Below are 18,423 nucleotides of genomic sequence, written 5' to 3'. Positions count from 1 at the left end.
ACTGTCAAGTACTAGTTATATGTTGCAGCGGATTGGAGGCGTTGAGGCTCGGCACCTTAACGATGGGTGACAGAATTAGGCTGAAGTTATAGGCCGTAACGCGGCCGGTGTTTTTGGCACCCTAACCGGGGATGACCCCATCACGAAGGAGCAACAGGTGGCACAGGCTTCCCCCATACTCACCAAGAACGCTTATGCGTACGAGGAGTTGCGCCGGCGAATCCTGACCGGGGACATCGAGCAGGGCTCAGTGCTGAGCCAGGCGAAACTGGCACAGGAAATTGGCGTTAGCACTACACCCCTGCGGGAGGCCCTGCGGCGCCTGGCAGCGGAGGGCATGGTGGAACTCAAGTCGCACAGCGACGCCCGAGTAGCGTCCCTCACCCCGGAAGAGGCCAAGGATCTCTACGTGATCCGCGAAAACCTGGACCCGCTAGCAGCCGGCCTTGCCGCGGAAAGCCGAACACCGGAAGACATCGTCGACATCGAGCAGGCACTCAAGGAACTGACACCCTTGCACGACGCCGCCGACCTCGCGGCCATGACAGCCCACCGGGAGTTCCACCGGGCTATCTACACGGCGTCCCGCAACCCCCTCCTCATCGGCATCCTCGAAGGCCTCTGGGACAAAGCAGACCGCTACAGGCAGATAGGACTCCAAGGCCAAAAGGACTCAGAAAAGGACCGGATCCGCGTCCAGGAAGAACACACCCAGATCGCCGACGCAGTAATAACGGGTGACGTGATTCGTGCGCGGGAAATCATGCACCGGCACGTCGTAGGCAGCTTGGGACGCCGCGCAATCGCAGTGCTAACCAAAGACTAGGGCGCAAGGGCGGGAATGTCCGTCCAGTTGGGCTACACCCCAACCTGACGTCAGGTCCTGATCCGAGGAACGTCAGAAAAAGGTTCATTGTGGACCTTCCAGACACCTCCAGGTGCGTGTCCCAGACGTCAAACTGACACCTTTGGCCAGTCAAACTAATACATCGAGCCGCTGGCCAAAGCAATGAGTGCTAGAGCCGCTGGTCCCACACCGTCAGCTGGAGCTGCACAGAACCCAAGGAAGGGCCGGCGGCGGCACTCGCCCCGCCGCCGTCGAACACACCACCGAAGCGGCAGCGCACTGCCCCAACCAGGCGCTGCCACCAGCCGCCGGGGCGTTCCCCGCTCATAACGCGCGGACCGCCTGAGCAGCTTCGTCGGCGGAACGAACCGGGGTTGCCAGCCCAAGGTTTTCCCGCAGTGTCCTGCCCACGTACTCCGTGGGGTAGACGCCGCGTTCCTGCAGTTCCGGCACCAGGTGGTTCACGATGTCGTCCAGGCCGGTAGGAATCAGCCATGGCGAGATGTTGAAGCCGTCCACTGCGCCGACCTTTGCGTATTCAGCCAGCTGGTCTGCCACAGCCGCGTAGGAACCGGTAAAGGTGGCGTCGATGCGCGCCGTCTTGGACGTAACGAACTGGCGGATGGAGAGGCCCTTGTCCTGGGCCTCCGCCCGCCACTGGTCCGCCAGCTGACGGGCCTTGGCGCCGTGGAAGCCGCTGCCGCGGGTCTCGGAGGTCTCCTCCACCACGGGATCGATCTCCGGAAGCGGCCCGTCCGGATCGTACTCGGACAGCTCGCGGCCCCAGAACTGCTCCAGGTACGCCACCGCCTGCTGCGGACCGATCTGCAGGCTGCGCACCCACTCCTTCTTCGCGGCGGCTTCCTCGGCGGTGGGTGCCAGGATAAATTCGCTGGCCGGCATGATCTGTACTGCGTTGGCGCCGCGGCCCGCGTTCAGGGAACGGGCTACGAGGTCCTTGCGGAACTCGACGGCGGCCTCGAACTTGGGGTGGGCCGAGAAGATGACGTCCGCCTGGCGGGCGGCAAAGTCGCGGCCTTCCGGGGAGTCGCCGGCCTGGAAGAGCACGGGCCGGTACTGGGCGCTCCGGGGCAGGCGCGGCGTCACGTCCACGGTGTAGTGCTGCCCCTCATGGAGTACCCGGCGGACCGGTCCCTTCGCGGTTTCCCAGGAGTCCCAAATGCGCTTTGCAGTCTCCACGAACGCTTCGGCGTGCTTGTACCGGTCGGCGTGGTCCAGGTATCCCCCACGCCGGAAGTTGGCGCCGGTCCAGGCGTTGTCCGTGGTCACGATGTTCCAGGCTGCGCGGCCACCGGAGATCAGGTCAAGGGACGAAAGCCGGTGCGCCAGGTCCGCGGGATCGTTGTATGTGGTGTTTTGAGTAGCCACCAGCCCGATGTTTTTGGTCACCGACGCCAGGGCAGCAAGCATGGTCTGCGCGTCCGGCCTGCCCACCACATCCAGGGCGTGTGGCCTGCCGAGGTGCTCCCGCAGGCGGAGTCCCTCGCCCAGGAAGAACGCGGCGAACAACCCGCGTTCGGCGGTCTGGACAATGCGGCGGAACGATTCGAAGTCCGTCTGCGAGCCGGATTCGGCAGCCTTCCAGATGGTGCCGGAGTTGACCCCCTGGAAGAAGATGCCGAACTGCAGCTTGCCCGAGGGTGTGAAGGTTTCGGTTTGAGCCCTGTTGTGCTGTGTCATGGTCTCCCCTTAGTTTCCGGCTGCAGTAGCCGTGGATGAATCTGCATAGCGGCTGGCCGGATGTGCCAGCCCGAGCAGGTCGCGGAAGGTGCCGTCCTGCACCGGGGGCCGCAGCGCGCCGCGGCGCCTCAGTTCCGGCAGGACCAGCCGCGAAAGTTCGTCCAGTTCAACGGTGAGCGACGCCGGGTGAAGGCGGACGCCGTCGGCCTCCGTCAGAAGCGACTCCAGGAGGTCCGTGAGGCCTGCCGCAGTGCCGACATAACGCGCCCGTCCGGTTTCGGCGCCGGCCACCCTCCCGGCCGCAGCCTGCCCGCGCGAATCCAGGACGACGTCGAGCTCGGCGATGACTGCCACGGACGCTCCCAGGCGGCTTCGGACGTCCCTGATTTCCGCGGCCAGCAGTTCGGGCGTCGGCGCGGTGACGAGGACGGCGTCAACGGCGTCCGCCGCAACCTCCCCCTGGCCCACCAGCGACGCGGCGGCAAGCACCGGCAGCTGACCCTGCAGGGGCCTGGGAATGATGGACGGGCCCTTGACCGAGTAGGCTGCGCCGGCAAAATCTGCCGGCGTCTCAAAGTCGGCATAGTGCAGCTTGTCCACGTCGATGTACCGGCCGGTGGCGACGTCGCGGATCACGGCGTCGTCCTCCCAGGAGTCCCACAACCGGCGGGAAACCTCTATCGCGGCGGCGGCTTCCTGTGCGAGGGAAGCGCCGCTGACGTTCTCGCGTCCGACGGCGGCCGCCGCTTCCGGTGCTTCCGCGGCGGTGGCGATCCAACCGGCACGTCCGCCGGAGACGTAGTCCAGGCTCGCGAGCTGCGTGGAGACATGAAACGGCTCGGTGTAAACGGTATCCAGCTCGGGAACCAGGGCGATTGTACGGGTGACCGGCCCCGCGTAGGCGGCACGCTGCAGTGCGTTGGCACGGCCCGCAACCGGCGCATCGGTAAAGGTGGCCGCATGGAACCCTGCGGATTCAGCGGCGAGGACGGCTTCGGTAAGGCTGGCGAAATCGCCGCCATCCCAGCCTGCTCCGTCAAGCTCGATGGCCAGGAATCCGGCTTGTCCCGCTTCGGTGCGGTCTTCGGTTGTACTCACTGCTGGTCCTGACGTTCGTAGGGGATCTTCTCGCCGGCTTCGATGGCCACCGGGAGCCGGTTTTCCGCAGGCGGCAGCGGGCACGTGGCCAAGTCGGTGTAAGCGCAGGGCAAGTTCACGGCCCGGTTGAAGTCGAGCTCCACGGACCCGTCCGCGGCAGGGACTACCGACAGCGAGCGGTTGGCCGCATAGGTTGTCTTGCCGGAGGTCTGGTCGGTGAACAGCACCGACAGCGAACCCGGCGCGTGGCCGTTAAACGCTGTCAGCGCCAACTCCCGGCCTGCCAGCTTGAAGCGGATCTCGCCGGGCGCCTCGTAGACATGCTGAATGCCTTCGACGGCGGCACCCACCGTCGTAGGGCGGGGCGCCTCGAACGGCACGTAAGTCCCGCGGACGGCATAGGCCGCATCCGGTGAGTAAGCCGGCGTGCCCTGGTATTCGCGCAGCAATCGGTTCTCCGGGTGCCGCGGCCGCACGATGTACTCGCCGCCGCGCTTAGCCACCTCAATGACGGTCTCCCCGGAGGTGAGGTTCAGGCCGCCGCGCTCGGCGATGGGGCCGATAACCGTTTCGCCTGCCGGGAGGGGCTGCTGCTCCAGTTCCAGGACCTCGCCGGGCTCGAGGACCACGGTGACGGCGTCATTGGCGGCGCTCCACGTTCCGGGCACACCGTCCAGGGCGACGGGCTCCGAACCCAGCCAGTGCAGGTGCGTGACGGCCAGGAAGCCGTGCGCGTGGGCGCGGTGGCGTTCGTGGGCGGTGTGCCACTCCTGCCAGGCAGCGGTGAAGGCCTCCGGGCGGGCAGTTTCAGTGTGCGTAGACATAGTGGCTCCTGCTGGGGTGGGTGGATACGTGCGGGATGCGGTCCGGGACCTGGAACTTCATGAGGTTTTGGCCGTTTGCGTGGGGGTAGCCCGGGAGGCCGCGAAGTTTTCTTCGTTGATGGTGTTGGACTCAGGCAGCGCTTCTTCGGACAGGCCCCAGCGCTCCAGGACCTCGGCATACGATCCGTCCTTGATTGCCGAGTTCAGGGCTTCCGTGATCACCGGTGCCAGGCCGTTGCCCTTAAGGGTGGTGGCGGCTACGAGGGTTTCGGACGGCCAGCCGGCATTAACCTTGCCCACTACCTTCAGGTCGTCACGGGTGTTTTCGCGGTAGACGGTGGACGGGTAGGGCGCGATGTTGAGGTCGGTGCGTCCGGAGGACAGCGCCAGGATGGTGTCGGCGTCCGAGGAGTAGTACTGCAGGGTGGCAGGTGCCTTGCCCTTGTCCTCGAGCTCCTTGTTCCACGCCAGCAGGATCTTCTCCTGGTTGGTTCCGGACCCCACGGAAACCTTCAATCCGGAGATGTCGTCCGCGCCCTTGATGTCATAGCTGGCAGACTTTTTGGCTTCGAAGCCCATAAACGCCGCACGGTAGCTTGCGAAGTCGAACAGCTTCACCCTGTCCTTATTGACGCCCACGTTGGAGAAAACAGCCTCGAAGTCGCCCGACTGGGTTTTCAGCGGCCAGTTTTCCCACGATGTCACCTGGACATCCAGCGCCAGGCCCAGCTTGTCCGCCACCAGCTGGGCGATATCCAGCTCGGATCCGATCGGCGTCTTGTCATCCGTGGCGTGGAAGGACAACGGAATGGACCCGGCAGTGGTGGCGATGGTCAGCTTGCCGTCCTTGCCGATCAGTTCGGGAACCTTGGCGGCGAGTGCCGCATCCTTCTCTGCACGGATGCGCTGCTGGTCCGGGGCGGTGTTGTAGGCCACGCCGTTGCGTGCCGCCGTCGTGCCGGCTCCGCCGCTGGCGGGACCGCCGGCTGTTGCGCCGGGATCAGCGCAGCCGGCGAGCGCCGCAGTTCCGAGAAGTACGACGGCGGGCAGCACCGCCAGGGTGCCCGCGCGGCCGGAGCGGGGGGAGAGACCAGTGAAAAGTGCCATGGGGAGATCCTTCAGATGTTGAAAGCCGGTTCGAGCACTTTGGAGAAAAAGCTCCGGGTGCGCGGTTCCTGCGGGTTAGTGAAAATCTGTTCCGGGCTGCCCTGTTCCACGATCTGCCCTTCGTCCATAAACGCCACGGTGTCCGCCACATCGCGGGCGAAGCCCATCTCATGAGTGACGATGATCAGCGTGGTACCGGATTTTGCGAGTTCGCGGATGACGTCCAGCACTTCATTGACCAGCTCAGGGTCCAGGGCGGAAGTGGGCTCGTCGAACAGCAGGGTCTTGGGATCGAGGGCCAGGGCGCGGGCGATGGCCACCCGCTGCTGCTGGCCGCCGGAGAGTTGGCGGGGGTAAGCACCGGCACGGTCCTTCAGGCCCACCCGGTCCAGCAGTTCCAGGCCGCGGCGCCGTGCCTCTTCCTTCGAGCGGCCCTGCGCGACGACGGGCGCTTCGGCAACGTTTTCAAGTGCGGTGAGGTGCGGGAACAGGTTGAAGTTCTGGAACACCATGCCGATCTCGGTGCGCTGCTTCAGGATCTCCTTCTCGCGCAGTTCGAGCAGCCGCTCGCCGCGGACTTCGTAGCCCACCAGCTTGCCGTCAATCGATATGAAGCCGCCGTCCACCTTTTCCAGATGGTTGATGGTGCGCAGCAGTGTGGACTTCCCTGATCCGGAAGGCCCGACGATCACGGCCACGCCGCCCGGCTCAACGGTGAGGCTGACGCCTTTGAGCACCTCGGTGGCGCCGAAGGATTTACGGACTTTGGTGATTTCAACCAGGCCGCGGGTGGCAGTTGCAGCGGTGGTCATCAGAGGCTCCTTGCCCGGTTGTTGGCCACAGCGTGGGTGGCGAAGAATTTGCGGGCTTTCTGCAGGGGCGTCAGCGGCAGGTTACGCACCGCGCCCTTGGAGTAGTGCCGTTCGATGTAGTACTGGAAGACGCTCAGCACGGAGGTGATCACCACGTACCAGAGGGTTGCCACGAGGAGCAGCGGGAGGACCTGCTGGGTGCGGTTGTAGATGACCTGCACGGTGTAGAACAGCTCGGAGTACGCCAGGACGTACACAATGGACGTGCCCTTCACGAGTCCGATGATTTCGTTGAAGGCTGTGGGCAGGATGGCCCGCATAGCCTGGGGCAGGACGATGCGGGTGGACCTCCGCCAGGCCGGGATACCCAGTGCGGCGGCGGCCTCTAGCTGGCCCTGGTCCACCGAGAGGATGCCGCCGCGGATGATTTCGGCGGAGTACGCTGCCTGGTTCAGTGTCAGGCCCAGGACTGCGGCGGCGAACTGGCTGATGAGTGTGGTGGTCTGCATCTCGAAGAACCGGACGTCGGTGAACGGAATGCCTAAGCTGATCTTTTCGTACAGGTACCCCAGGTTGTACCAGAGCAGCATCTGGACCAGCAGCGGTGTAGACCTGAAAATCCAGGAGAACGTCCAGGACACGGAGACCAGCAGCGGCGAGGCGGACAGCCGCATCAGTGCCAGGATGAAGCCCAGCACGAAGCCGAGGATGCCGGAGATCGCGGTCAGCTTCAGGGTCTCCAGCAATCCGTTGATAACGGACTGGGCGGTGAACCACTGCGCCACTACACCCCACTCCCAGCGGGGGTTGGTGGCCAGGGACCAGGCGACGGCAAGGACGCCAAGCGCCACCACTGCGGTTCCCACCCAGCGCCAGGGATGCTTCGCGGCAACCACACGGTACGAGGAATAGTCGGTGGCCACCCGGGCTGTCCTGTCCTCCGGCGGGACCCCGCCCGCCCCGGAAGCAGCCGCCGCTGCAGCAGTGACATCCGGCGCCGGCCCGGCAGCCGGCTGTGCTGACTTTGTTGACTGCGCCGCCGTAGTTGCTGCTGAACTCATGCGCCACCCCGCTTCACTGGTTGGGCCGGAGCTGATTGCCCCGGTTACTGGCTGCAAATCTAGGACCGGCCGGAAGGGCCCAGCAAGGCAGCAGGTTGCATAACTTCACCGGAGTTCGCACAACGTCATGAGTCGGTTTCTTGCGCCCTTTGACGGGATGTGACGCGGAGTTAACGGCCGTGACCAGCCGCTCGACCGCCGTCGGAAGCGCTGCCTAGCATGGGCACTCCAGCCGCCCCGTCCGCCGCCACCAGGAGCACCCATGCCAGCGCACACCCCGGCCGTCGTCTTCGTCGGCGGCGGACCCCGCACGGCCGGCGTCCTCGAGCGGATTGCAGCGAACCGTCCGGAGCTCTTCACCGGGCCGCTGGAAATCCACGTCATTGAGCCGCATGTCCCGGGGTCCGGCCGCATCTGGCGGTACGACCAGGATCCAGGCCTCCTGCTGAACTCCACCGCGGCGGACATCACCATGTTCACTGACACGTCGGTGGCCTGCGAGGGACCAGCGAGCCATGGCCCGAGCCTGGCCGAATGGGCCGCGGGCGTGCTGGACGGCTCCATTACTGATGTGCCGGACTTCCCCCGCCCGTTGTGGGAGCAGCTCCGCTCCCTCGCCGGCGCCACGTTTCCCACCCGCCAGCTGCAGAGCCAGTACTTGGAATGGTTCTTCCGCCGCACGGCCAGGTCCCTGGGCCGTAACGTCACGGTTCACCGCACCACGGCCGTTGCGGTCAGGCGGGCAGTTGAGGATGCTTTCCCTGCCGATCCTGCGGAGGGCCCGGGCAAGCACCTCGTGGAGCTGGCCAACGGCCGGACCCTGCTGGCCGACGTCGTGGTGACCGCTCTGGGCCACACTGACTCCCGTCCAGACGCCACCTCAGCCGCTTGGGCCGGCTTCGCCGGGCGGCATGGCGGCTACCACGCGGCACCCAGCTACACCACCGACGTCGACTACGCACCGATCGCCCCGGGGCAGGACGTGATCGTTTCCGGCATGGGCCTGGCCTTCGTTGACCTCCTGGTCCTCCTGATGGAAGGACGCGGCGGACGCTTTGTTGGAACCCCCGACGGCGGCCTGAAGTACCTTGCGTCGGGCAGGGAACCGAGGCTGTGGGCCGGTTCGCGGCGGGGAGTGCCGTACCACTCGAAGATCTCGGCCACCCTCCAGGGCCAGGCACCGGGCCCGCTGCGATTCCTGACCCCCGCAGCCGTTGGTGCGCTGCTGGAACGGCACGGGGAACTGGATTTCCGCAGCCACCTCTGGCCGCTGATCGCGAAGGAGGCCGGTTACGGCTATTACCGTGAGCTGCTGACCGGCAGCACGGCCCGGGCCGCCATGGGCTGGGACGAATTCGCCGCCCGCTACTCGGACCTGAACTGGTACAGCCCGGCCCGCGAGGAACTCGTGGCCTCTGCCGTGCCGGACGCAGCCCTGCACCTCGACCTGGAGCGGCTGGACCGGCCCTTCACCGGCCTCCGCTTTGCCGCATGAGGACGTACAGGATGCGGTGGTGGAGTACATCGAGCACGATCTCGCCCTGCGGGACAGCCCCGACCACCCGGAAACCCATGCCCTTTTCCTTGCGCTGCTCCACGTGTATATGGAAGTGGGAAGGGTGGTCCCGCCGGAGCGCCTCAACGCCCGGTCCCAGCAGGTGGTCCACGGCTGGTGGCACGGGTTCTTCAGCTTCGTTGACTCCGGGCCTCCCCCGCACCGCCTCCGCCAGATGCTGGCACTGCACCGTGCCGGGCTGCTGCAGTTCCTCGGCCCGGACGTTGAGGTGACTGCTGACGAATCCACCGGGTTGTTCCATGCCGGCTCGCCGCGCTCCGGGACCGCGGTGGCGGCGAAGGCCCTGATCGAAGCCCGCTTGCCCTCCCCCACCGTGGCCCGGTCGCTCAACCCGGTCCTCGAATCCCTGCACCGGACGGGCCTCGGCGCGGAGCAGCAGCTGCTGACCGCCGACGGGATCCATTCCACGGGCAAGCTGCTGATCTCCAGCCAACACGAGCTGGTAAGCGCAGAGGGGACACCGCAACCTACACTCTTCGGGGTCGGCCCCGGCACCTCCGGCTGGGGCGCAGGTGCCTTCGCACGCCCCGGCACCAACGCCGCGCCGTTCCGTGAGAATAACGCCCTCGCCCGGAACATCCTCACCGTGGCCCGCGGACTCGCCGCCCAGGAGTCCCCCACCATGTCCACAGAACCAGCCGCCGTCGGAAAGAACTAAACCGTGACTGCAGAACCTGACCTCGCGCGCCAACCGTTTGCGATTGAGCACCAGCCTGAAGGTAGTGATCGCCAGCCCTTGAACAGTGCGCCCCGGCCGCTTGACCCGGCCGCCCTGGCGGTCCTCAACCTCCCCATGCACGATCCGCGGGTCCGGCCGTTGCTGGACGAACTCGCGGTCGAGTACGACACCCGCTACGGCGACCTCTTCGGCCGGGGAGCAGCAGCGGAGGAGCTTAACCGTTACCCGGCCGACGAATTTGAGGGACCGGGCGGTGCGCTCCTGGTGATCCAGGAAAACGGCGAGTCCATCGCTGGCGGAGCGTTCCGCCGCTACGACGCCGACACCGCGGAACTTAAGCGGATCTGGACCCGCTCGGGCCACCGCCGCCGCGGCCTTGCAAAGCTGGTAATGGCCGAGCTGGAAACCCTCGCGGCCAGCCGCGGGTACTCCAGGCTCTACCTCACCACCGGTCCCCGCCAGCCCGAAGCAAAGCACCTTTACCTCGCCACCGGCTACCAGCCGCAGTTCGACCTGGACGCGGACCCGGAGACGTTGAAGTTCCTGGCGTTCACCAAAGAGCTTTCAGAGGTTCCGCCGCACTGACGTTTCCTACCTGCGTCCTACCCCGCGCGCGGGGTGCGGCCGCCGCTAAGCTAGCGGCATGGCCAACAAAACCACAGCAGAGAAGCTTGCCACCATCCAGAAGGGGTACACGCTGGAGGGGCCCGTTATCGAACTGGGTGCCGCCATCGTGGACGGCGAACTCCATAAGGAGGCGCAGGTCCGCCTGCCGCTGGCCATGATGAACCGGCACGGCCTGGTGGCAGGTGCCACCGGCACCGGAAAAACCGTCACGCTGCACATGATGGCGGAACAGCTGTCCACCGCGGGTGTTCCGGTGTTCCTGGCTGACATCAAGGGCGACCTCTCAGGCCTCGCCACTGCGGCTGCGGGCAGCGAGAAGCTCACGTCCCGTACCGAAGGCATCGGCCAGTCCTGGCAGGGCAAGACCTTCCCCGTCGAGTTCCTGGCACTCGGCGGGGATGGCAACGGTGTTCCAGTCAGGGCCACCGTGACGTCCTTCGGCCCCATCCTGCTCTCGCGGATCATGGAGCTGAACGACACCCAGGAATCCAGCCTGCAGCTGGTGTTTTACTTCGCCGACAAAAACGGCCTGGAACTCATCGACCTGAAGGACCTCCGCGCGGTCATCCAATTCCTGACCTCGGCCGAGGGCAAGGACCAGCTGGCGGAGCTCGGCGGGTTGTCCAAGGCCACCGCTGGCGTGATCCTGCGTGAACTCGTAAACCTCGAGGCCCAGGGACTGGAAAAGTTCTTCGGCGAACCGGAATTTGATACCGCCGAGTTGCTGCGCACCGCCCCGGACGGCCGCGGAGTGGTCACCTGCCTGGAACTTCCCACCCTGCAGACCAAGCCCATGCTGTTTTCGACCTTCCTGATGTGGCTGCTGGCCGACCTGTTCGAGGACCTGCCCGAGGCCGGCGACCTGGACAAGCCCAAACTGGTGTTCTTCCTCGACGAGGCCCACCTCCTCTTCAACGACGCCTCCGATGCGTTCCTCGACGCCATCACCACCACGATTCGGCTCATCCGTTCCAAGGGTGTGGGCATCTTCTTCGTCACCCAGACTCCGAAGGACGTGCCGGCTGATGTCCTGGGCCAGCTCGCCAACCGGATACAGCATGCCCTCCGCGCGTTTACTCCGGAGGACGCGAAGGCGCTCAAGGCAACCGTGTCCACGTTCCCGATGAGCGACTACGACCTTGAAGAGACGCTGACATCGGCGGGGATCGGTGAGGCCGTGGTCACCGTTATGAACGAGAAGGGCGCCCCCACCCCCGTGGCCCTTACCCGGCTGCGCGCCCCCGAATCCGTGATGGGACCCAGCGACGAGGCCCTGGTTCGAAGCACGGTGGCCGGGTCGGCCTTGCTGGGCAAGTACGGGACCGCTGTGGACAACCCCTCGGCGTACGAGAAGCTCACCGGCAAAGCTGCGGCGCCGACTGGCCCCGCAGCGCCCGGACAACCGCCTGTTCCCGGCGGCTCTGGTGCCCCTGAGGGCGGTTCAGGCGTCGGAACCGCCGGGAGTGCCGACGTCGATGCGGAGGCCCGGCGGATTGAAGAGGAGATCCTTGGCCGGCCCAGCAGCAGGCCCGCACCCACCAGGCAAAGTGCGGGCACCCGCGCGGAAGCGCCGCGGACCACCCGGCAGGAGTCGGGGGACGCCATGGTGGGCGGCCTCGGCGGCGTTCTCGGCGGAGCCCTCGGAGGCGGATTGAAGAGCATGGCCAGGTCCATGGGAACGCAGCTGGGACGCGAGCTGCTGCGGGGTGTTTTCGGCACGTCGTCCCGGCGCCGCCGCCGCTGACAGGTACCGCTCCCAGCTGACTCAACTGCCGTCGTCCGGCGCATGGCAGGTAACGTATGGAACGTGCAAATGAGTCAAGCGTTGGTGAGGATAGCGGCCGGATGGCTGCTGGGCCTCATGCTTGCTGTGGCCGGCGCCATCGTAGCCATCAACCTCGTGAACAATACAGTGGCCAGCCCGCAGCAGCCGGTACGCGAGTATCTGGACGCGTTGCAGAGCGGCGACGGCGGCAAGGCGCTGGGTCTTCTGCGGGCCACGGTGCCGCCCAGCAACGCCGCAATGCTCGACGGCACGGCCCTGCAGACCGCGGCGTCCCGCTTCAACAACGTGAGCATCGGAGAGGCTGAGGAGCGCCCCGGCGGCCAGGTGATGGTGCCCATGGAATACACCATCGACGGCAGCCGCCTGCGCACCGAGTTCGCGCTGCAGAAGACCGGAACCGAGTGGATCTTCTTCAACACGTGGGCGTTTGTTCCGTCCCGGCTGCCTACCGTTGATGTCACCGTGGTGAATTCCAGCGAGGCCACGGTCAACGGCGTGGACGTCAACATGCCGAATGGCCGTAACTCCTTCGCCGTTTTCTACCCTGGCGAATACGAGGCCACCGTGAACGGGGAGTACTTCTCTGCACCCGCCAGCCGCGCCACCGTCACCAGCCGCGACGTCCCGGTGGCGCCGCTCAACCTGCTGACCCAGGCCACGGACAGCCTGAAGACGGACGTGGCGGCGAAGGTCAAGGAATTCCTGGACGGCTGCGCGGCCCAGGCCGTCAAGGAGCAGAAGCTCCAGCCGGACTGCCCCTTCTACTACGCCAGCAACAACCGGGTCCAGGACGGCACCATCAAGTGGTCCGTGACTGAATATCCCAACGTGGCCATCGAGCCCTTCGACGGGCGCTGGGTGGTGGCGCCGCTGGACGGCAAGGCGAAAGTGGAGGCGCTCCAGCAGAACCTGTTCACCGGCGCCTGGTACCCACTGGACGAAGAGGTGGACTTCAGCTTCACCACCCGCCTGGACGTCACAGGCGACACCATCAAAGTCACGCCGCTGCTCAGCTTCTAAACCTGGCTTCGGGCCGGCCCGCCTGTACCTGCCTGAGGTCAAAAAGCTGCCGCCCGTGACGCGTATGTCACGGGCGGCAGCCTTTAGGTCATTACGACGGCGGCGGGATCAGTCCATGCCGCGCAGGTCCAGCACCAGCTCGGTATCGCCGTCGCTCTGCAGCAGAACAGGGATGCCCCAGTCCTGCTGGTAGAGGTGGCAGGCGGCGTGGTCCGGGATTTCGCCGTCCTCGGTTTCGGGACCGTCGCAGGCCGCGGCGCGGGCGGTGATGTGCAGGACACCCTCAGGCACGTCGGATGACAGTTCAAGGGTCCGGAGCAGCCCCACCGACGTTCCGCCGCCGGACACCAGCAGCTCGGGCGGGGTGGAGGAGATCTTCAGCTGGGTGGGATCGCCCCAGCGGTCATCCAGCTTCTGCCCGGTGGGGGCGGTGAAGCGTACTGTGAGCTCCAGGGGGCCGGGAGCCACGGGGCTCTTGGGCCGGTGGGTCTGCGACGCGCCCTCGTCCACCTGCTGGGCTTCCTTGGGGATGGGGACGTACACCAGTTTGTGCTGGTTGGCCTCCACCACCACCAGCAGCGGCTCGGAACCGGCTGACTGGGTGTGGTCCACAATCACGTCCGAGGGCTCCAGGAGTCCGCGCGCCAGCGTGGAGACCGTTCCTGCGGCGGGGTCATAGCGGCGCACCGCACCGTTGTAGGTATCGGCGATGGCCACAGAACCGTCCGGCAGCACCGTCACGCCGAGCGGATGCTGAAGCCGGGCTTCGGACGCGGCACCGTCCCGGAAGCCGAAGTCGAACAGGCCCTTGCCGACCGCGGACTCCACGGTGACCGTGCCGTCGTCATCAATGACAAGCTTGCGGAGGGCCGACGTCTCGGAGTCAGCCACCCAGATGTTGCCGTCCGCGTCCTCCGCAAGCCCGGAGGGCTGCGCAAACCAGGCTTCGTGGGCGGCGCCGTCCAGCAGGCCTTCCAGGCCGTTGCCGGCCTCAATGGCCACGGCGCCGGTCAGCGGTTCGAAGCTGAAGATCTGGTGGGTGCCGGCCATGGCGATCACCACGGCGTGGAGCTTGCTGGACCAGACGAGATCCCACGGCGAGCTCAGGGAGACCTCAAGCGGATGTTCACTCAAGCGGCCGGTGAATCCGGCAGCGTCCTCGTCAACGCGGGCGGGGCCAGTCTCCAGCAGGCGCTGGATGCCGTTGCCTACGAGGGTTGTCACCTTGCCGTCCTGCAGCGAGAGGCCGCGGAGCCGGTGGTTTACGGAGTCTGCTATCACGACGTCGTAGCCCGCCTTGGCTGCCACGTCCTCCGGCAGCAGGACCAGGCCCTGGGGCTCGTTGAACCGGGCGGTAGCCTCGTCACCGGCGGCGGGGCCGTCAGCGTAGCCCTTGGTGCCGGAGCCGTAGGTGCCCAGGACAGTGTGGAAGTCGGTGTCCAGTTCCACAAGGCGGTGGTGGCCCGTGTCGGTGACCAGCCATGACCCATGCGTGGCGGCACCGTTGGAAGCTGAACCGGACGTTGCGGCACGTGCCGCAGCGCCGCCGTCGGACGTTCCCCGTGACTCAGCCGAGCCGCGTCCGGCGGGCAGGAAGAGCGCCTTGCCGGGGAAGCGGAGCGTGCCGGAGGTGGGCTCAGGCGCCACGTACGGGCCAGAGCCGCGGTGCAGCGTGCCCTTGGCTTCGTGCTCGGCGATGAGTTCGGGGATCAGTACAGCGAGGCCGTCCGCGTGGCCTTCGCCGGAGAGGTGCGCCACGATGTAGCCCTCGGGGTCGATGACCACCAGGGTGGGCCAGGCCCGCGCGGTGTAGGCCTTCCAGGTGTCCAGCTCCGGGTCGTCGAGGACGGGGTGGTGGATCTCGTAGCGCTCCACGGCGGCGGCCAGGGCCACCGGGTCTGCCTCGTGTTCAAACTTGGGCGAGTGGACGCCCACCGTGACCAGGACGTCCGAGTATTGTTCCTCCAGCGGCCGCAGTTCGTCCAGGACGTGCAGGCAGTTGATGCAGCAAAAGGTCCAGAAGTCCAGCAGCACGATCTTGCCGCGGAGGGCTTCGAGGTCCAGCGATTTGCCGCCGGTGTTCAACCAGTTGCGGCCTACTAGTTCAGAGGCACGGACCCGGAGGTGATTACGTACGGTTTCGCTCATCAGCGTCCTTCCAGCTTGTTTCGTTCAGCCAGCCTGGCGTCGCGTTCAGCCAATTTGGCAAACATATCGTTGTAAGCGGTGAGATCGGCGTCGTTATTCCTGTCCGCCGCCCGGTCCACGCGTTTGGTCTCCCGCCGGTCCGACCGGGACCACATGATGGCCACGCCGAGGGCCACCAGGAGCGTGGGCACCTCGCCGATGCCCCAGGCCACCGCGCCGCCGGTTTGCTGGTCCAGCAGCGCGGACTGTCCCCAGGCGCGGCCCAGGTTGCCGAAGTAGTCGGCTGCCAGGAGATTGGTTCCGCCCATGATCGCGACGCCGAAGAAGGCGTGGAAACCCATGGTGGCCAGGAGCAGCAGCAGCCGCATGGGGTACGGTGCACGGCGCGGCAGGGGGTCCGAACCGATCATGCTCAGGACGAAGATGTACCCCGTCAGCAGGAAGTGCACGATCATCAGTTCGTGCCCCACGTGCTCGCGCATGGCGAACCCGAACAGGTCCGAGTAGTAGAACAGGACGATTGAACCGGCAAAGTTGGCGGCCGCGAAGAGCGGATGCGTGACCACCTGCGAGAACCTGGAGTGCACAAACACCAGCAGCCACTCCCTCGGCCCGCGCGAACCGTCTCCGCGGGGAGGCAGTGCGCGCAGGGCGAGGGTCACCGGTGCGCCGAGAACCAGGAAGATGGGGGCCACCATGGTGAGTGCCATATGGTCCACCATGTGCGCCGAGAACAGGACGCGGCCGTAGACCGACGGCGGGCCGGACGTGATGTAGGTGAGTACCAGCAGGCCGATCACCCAGTTCACGGACCGGAACCACTGCCACTTGTCACCCCTGCGGTGAATTTTTGCCACGCCCAGGAAGTAGGAGACCAGCCCGAACAGCGCCACCGCGATCCAGAGCCAGTCCAGCCGCCACTCGGTGAGCCAGCGGGCGGGAGTCAGCTCGGGGGGAAGTTCGTAGCCGGTGAGAATGAAAGCGGGCGACGCGTCGGGTGCATACGTGGTGGACTGGGGCGGGGCAGAACGGCCCAGGGCCACGGCCACACCGGACGTTGCACCCATGACCAGGAATTCAGCCAGGACCAGCTGCCAGAGGACCCGCCGCGAGGACATCGTGGAGCCCTTGCGGTTCAACTGGGGGATCACCCATTGACGGTGCATAAAGCCGATCCCGCCCAGGACCAGCGTTGCGGCGGACTTGGCCAGGATCAGCTGGCCGTAGGACGAGCCGAAGAGGTCGCCCCAGTTGGTGATCCGGATGCTCGCGTTGATGACGCCGGAGGCGAAGACCAGCACGAAGGCGAAGCCGGCCAGCGAGGAGAACCGGCGAAGAGTTGAGTCGGTGATATCCGCCGTCGCGCCTGCCTTGGAACCTGTCAGGATCCCGGACAGCAGCGCCAGCATGATGATGCCGCCCACCCAGGTACTGACACCCACCAGGTGCAGGCCAAGCGAGTTGATGGCGCCTTCGTGGTCGGAGGAGCTCGAGGAGTGCCCGATCAAGGCCGTCGGCACCAGACCAATAAGTGCCAGGATCAGGGTCAGGGCCAGCCCGCCAAGGGACCTGACGCCGAACAGGGCAGTGGTCACCACGGCGGCGATGATGGTGACGGCAAGCCAGGCCCGGCCCGTCTCGATGTCCGCCATGAAGTAGACCAGCGCCTGGGTGAACGCTGCGTCGCCGGACACTCCCTGCCCTGCCACGTCGGAATAGGTAAGCACCAGGACGGCAATGGCGGACAAAGTCCAGACGGCGCCCGCAGCGGCTGCAACGGCCAGGGCGCGGGTGAAGGCGGGATGTTCTGCGTCCTCTGCGGCTGCGTCCCGCTCCCTGCTGCGGAGTCCCAGGCTCTTGGGCAGGATGCCTACGGCGAAGATGAGGCCGCCGATGACCGTAGCTACCGCGACGTTGTGGATCGCCTTGCTGACGGGCAGGCCCCAGCGGACCAGGGCACCCGGATCCGAGACCTCACGGGCATCGGCCGCACCGGAAAAGACGAGTGCCGCCGCGAGTCCGAGGAAGAGTGCCGCCAGTCCCGCCAGCTGCCATGCCTGCGAGACGCCGGGGGCGCCGCCGCTCTGCCCAGGGGCTCCCTTGCCGGGAGCTGACTGGGCTGCTGTGGATTGGGGTTTTGCGGCAGAAGGCACCTATCCATTGTCCGCTACCCTTGCCCGGGCCGCGAATCGGCTTAAAAGCAAAAGGGGCGGCAACCCTGTGGTTGCCACCCCTTGTCCACACCGGCCTGATGCCGGGAGGAAGAAGCTTTACTTCTTGTTGGAGACCGCAGCCTTCAGCTTGGAGCCGGCGGTCAGCTTGACGCTGTGGCCAGCGGCAATCTGGATGGTCTCACCCGTCTGCGGGTTGCGGCCGGTGCGTGCTGCACGGTCGGTGCGCTCGACGGCGAGCCAGCCCGGGATGGTGATCTTTTCGCCCGCGGCAACGGAAGTCTCGAAAACCTCGAACAGCGCGTCGAGGACGGAGTTGACGGCTGCCTGGCTGGTGCCGGCCTTGCCTGCTACCTCTGAAACAAGTTCACTACGGTTCTTAGCCATTGATGTCCTCCTGGACGGTCATGATTTCTGGAGCCTGCACGCGGCATGCGTACAAGCCACTCTTCGAAAACTTACCAGCTTGGGCCGGTCTGGTCCGCAAATTCCGCGTGTTTCCGCGACTTTTTGAGGTTAATCACCCGATTCTTGAGGATTCGCGGCCGTCCCGGCAGCAAAACGCGCGCCCTTCAGCACTTCCCGCTGCCCCCTAAGGCGCACCCGCACCTCCTGCGCCTCTTTCGGGACGCTCCATCAGCTCCTGGGGGTCTGGGGGCCGACGCTCCATCACTTCCTGCAGCTTTTGGACCATCGCTCTTTCAGTTCCTGGTGGATTGGGCGTGGCGCTCCAGCTGTTTCGAAGAGAGTGCGACGGTGGTGCTGCCGCGGGAGGTGGTGGAGGGTTTCCTGGTGGGTGCGGATTGGGAGGACTCGGGCTGGCGGGGTGTTTGTGTGTTAAATGCGGGAGGCCCCAACCATGTTCTGGTTGGGGCCTCGACCTAATGGTTGTCCGGCGGTGACCTACTCTCCCACACCCTCCCGGGTGCAGTACCATCGGCGCTGTGGGTCTTAGCTTCCGGGTTC

Annotated in this window: 14 protein-coding genes, 1 rRNA gene and 1 pseudogene; 5 read left to right on the top strand and 11 right to left on the bottom strand. The window is 66.1% G+C overall.

All coding sequences use genetic code 11. The features are described from left to right. Positions 1-157 precede the first annotated feature (157 nt). Positions 158-826 carry a GntR family transcriptional regulator gene (locus CXQ88_RS20580; protein WP_104046013.1) on the top strand — a complete coding sequence of 223 codons (669 nt, stop codon included), beginning with the start codon at positions 158-160 and terminating at the stop codon, positions 824-826. A 190-nt stretch (positions 827-1,016) separates the two neighbouring features. On the opposite strand, the gene CXQ88_RS22025 is transcribed toward CXQ88_RS20580, so the two are convergent. The 7 genes from CXQ88_RS22025 to CXQ88_RS20550 form a co-directional block, all read right to left on the bottom strand. Continuing rightward, positions 1,017-1,175 (bottom strand): hypothetical protein, encoded by a 159-nt coding sequence (locus CXQ88_RS22025; RefSeq protein ID WP_181037629.1) that lies wholly within the window; start codon positions 1,173-1,175, stop codon positions 1,017-1,019. Continuing rightward, positions 1,172-2,455: an NtaA/DmoA family FMN-dependent monooxygenase gene (locus CXQ88_RS20575; protein WP_441296487.1), complete on the bottom strand. Its 1,284-nt coding sequence runs from the start codon at positions 2,453-2,455 to the stop codon at positions 1,172-1,174. Before CXQ88_RS20575 ends, CXQ88_RS22025 begins: the two co-directional genes overlap by 4 nt. Before the next feature lie 102 nt (positions 2,456-2,557). Continuing rightward, positions 2,558-3,646, bottom strand: a complete 1,089-nt coding sequence (locus CXQ88_RS20570) for an LLM class flavin-dependent oxidoreductase (protein ID WP_104046010.1) — start codon at positions 3,644-3,646, stop codon at positions 2,558-2,560. Continuing rightward, positions 3,643-4,470 carry a DUF1684 domain-containing protein gene (locus CXQ88_RS20565; protein ID WP_104046009.1) on the bottom strand — a complete coding sequence of 276 codons (828 nt, stop codon included), beginning with the start codon at positions 4,468-4,470 and terminating at the stop codon, positions 3,643-3,645. The genes CXQ88_RS20570 and CXQ88_RS20565 overlap by 4 nt, the downstream gene beginning before the upstream one ends. A 57-nt stretch (positions 4,471-4,527) precedes the next feature. Beyond that, on the bottom strand, positions 4,528-5,577 hold the full coding sequence (locus CXQ88_RS20560; protein ID WP_104046007.1) for an ABC transporter substrate-binding protein: 1,050 nt from the start codon (positions 5,575-5,577) through the stop codon (positions 4,528-4,530). Positions 5,578-5,588: 11 nt separating this feature from the next. Next, positions 5,589-6,389 carry an amino acid ABC transporter ATP-binding protein gene (locus tag CXQ88_RS20555; RefSeq protein WP_104046005.1) on the bottom strand — a complete coding sequence of 267 codons (801 nt, stop codon included), beginning with the start codon at positions 6,387-6,389 and terminating at the stop codon, positions 5,589-5,591. Then, positions 6,389-7,450, bottom strand: a complete 1,062-nt coding sequence (locus CXQ88_RS20550) for an amino acid ABC transporter permease (RefSeq protein ID WP_181037628.1) — start codon at positions 7,448-7,450, stop codon at positions 6,389-6,391. Before CXQ88_RS20550 ends, CXQ88_RS20555 begins: the two co-directional genes overlap by 1 nt. 262 nt (positions 7,451-7,712) lie before the next feature. Between CXQ88_RS20550 and CXQ88_RS20540 the strand changes: the two are divergent. The 4 genes and pseudogenes from CXQ88_RS20540 to CXQ88_RS20525 all read left to right on the top strand — a co-directional run bounded on the left by CXQ88_RS20540 (position 7,713) and on the right by CXQ88_RS20525 (position 13,138). Next, a pseudogene (locus CXQ88_RS20540) lies at positions 7,713-9,684 on the top strand (FAD/NAD(P)-binding protein). 135 nt (positions 9,685-9,819) lie between these two features. Continuing rightward, positions 9,820-10,290 (top strand): GNAT family N-acetyltransferase, encoded by a 471-nt coding sequence (locus CXQ88_RS20535; protein WP_104046034.1) that lies wholly within the window; start codon positions 9,820-9,822, stop codon positions 10,288-10,290. A gap of 58 nt (positions 10,291-10,348) precedes the next feature. Further along, positions 10,349-12,076: a helicase HerA-like domain-containing protein gene (locus CXQ88_RS20530; protein ID WP_104046001.1), complete on the top strand. Its 1,728-nt coding sequence runs from the start codon at positions 10,349-10,351 to the stop codon at positions 12,074-12,076. A 69-nt stretch (positions 12,077-12,145) separates the two neighbouring features. Then, the gene (locus CXQ88_RS20525; protein WP_181037627.1) at positions 12,146-13,138 is read left to right on the top strand and encodes a hypothetical protein; all 993 of its coding nucleotides are present in this window, start codon (positions 12,146-12,148) and stop codon (positions 13,136-13,138) included. A 108-nt stretch (positions 13,139-13,246) separates the two neighbouring features. Here the strand turns inward: CXQ88_RS20525 and CXQ88_RS20520 are convergent, their stop codons facing one another. The 4 genes from CXQ88_RS20520 to rrf form a co-directional block, all read right to left on the bottom strand. Then, on the bottom strand, positions 13,247-15,286 hold the full coding sequence (locus CXQ88_RS20520; protein WP_104045999.1) for an NHL domain-containing thioredoxin family protein: 2,040 nt from the start codon (positions 15,284-15,286) through the stop codon (positions 13,247-13,249). Beyond that, positions 15,286-17,439, bottom strand: a complete 2,154-nt coding sequence (locus CXQ88_RS20515; RefSeq protein WP_104045997.1) for a cytochrome c oxidase assembly protein — start codon at positions 17,437-17,439, stop codon at positions 15,286-15,288. The genes CXQ88_RS20520 and CXQ88_RS20515 overlap by 1 nt, the downstream gene beginning before the upstream one ends. Positions 17,440-17,556: 117 nt before the next feature. Further along, positions 17,557-17,844, bottom strand: coding sequence for an HU family DNA-binding protein (locus CXQ88_RS20510; RefSeq protein WP_104045996.1), 288 nt, complete (start codon positions 17,842-17,844; stop codon positions 17,557-17,559). A gap of 503 nt (positions 17,845-18,347) precedes the next feature. Then, positions 18,348-18,423 (bottom strand): 5S ribosomal RNA (gene rrf, locus CXQ88_RS22865); the annotation flags it as partial.

The sequence above is a fragment of the Arthrobacter sp. ZGTC412 genome (assembly GCF_002929215.1).
In the GTDB taxonomy this organism is placed as follows: domain Bacteria; phylum Actinomycetota; class Actinomycetes; order Actinomycetales; family Micrococcaceae; genus Arthrobacter.
This window is presented reverse-complemented; position numbering and strand designations above follow the sequence as displayed.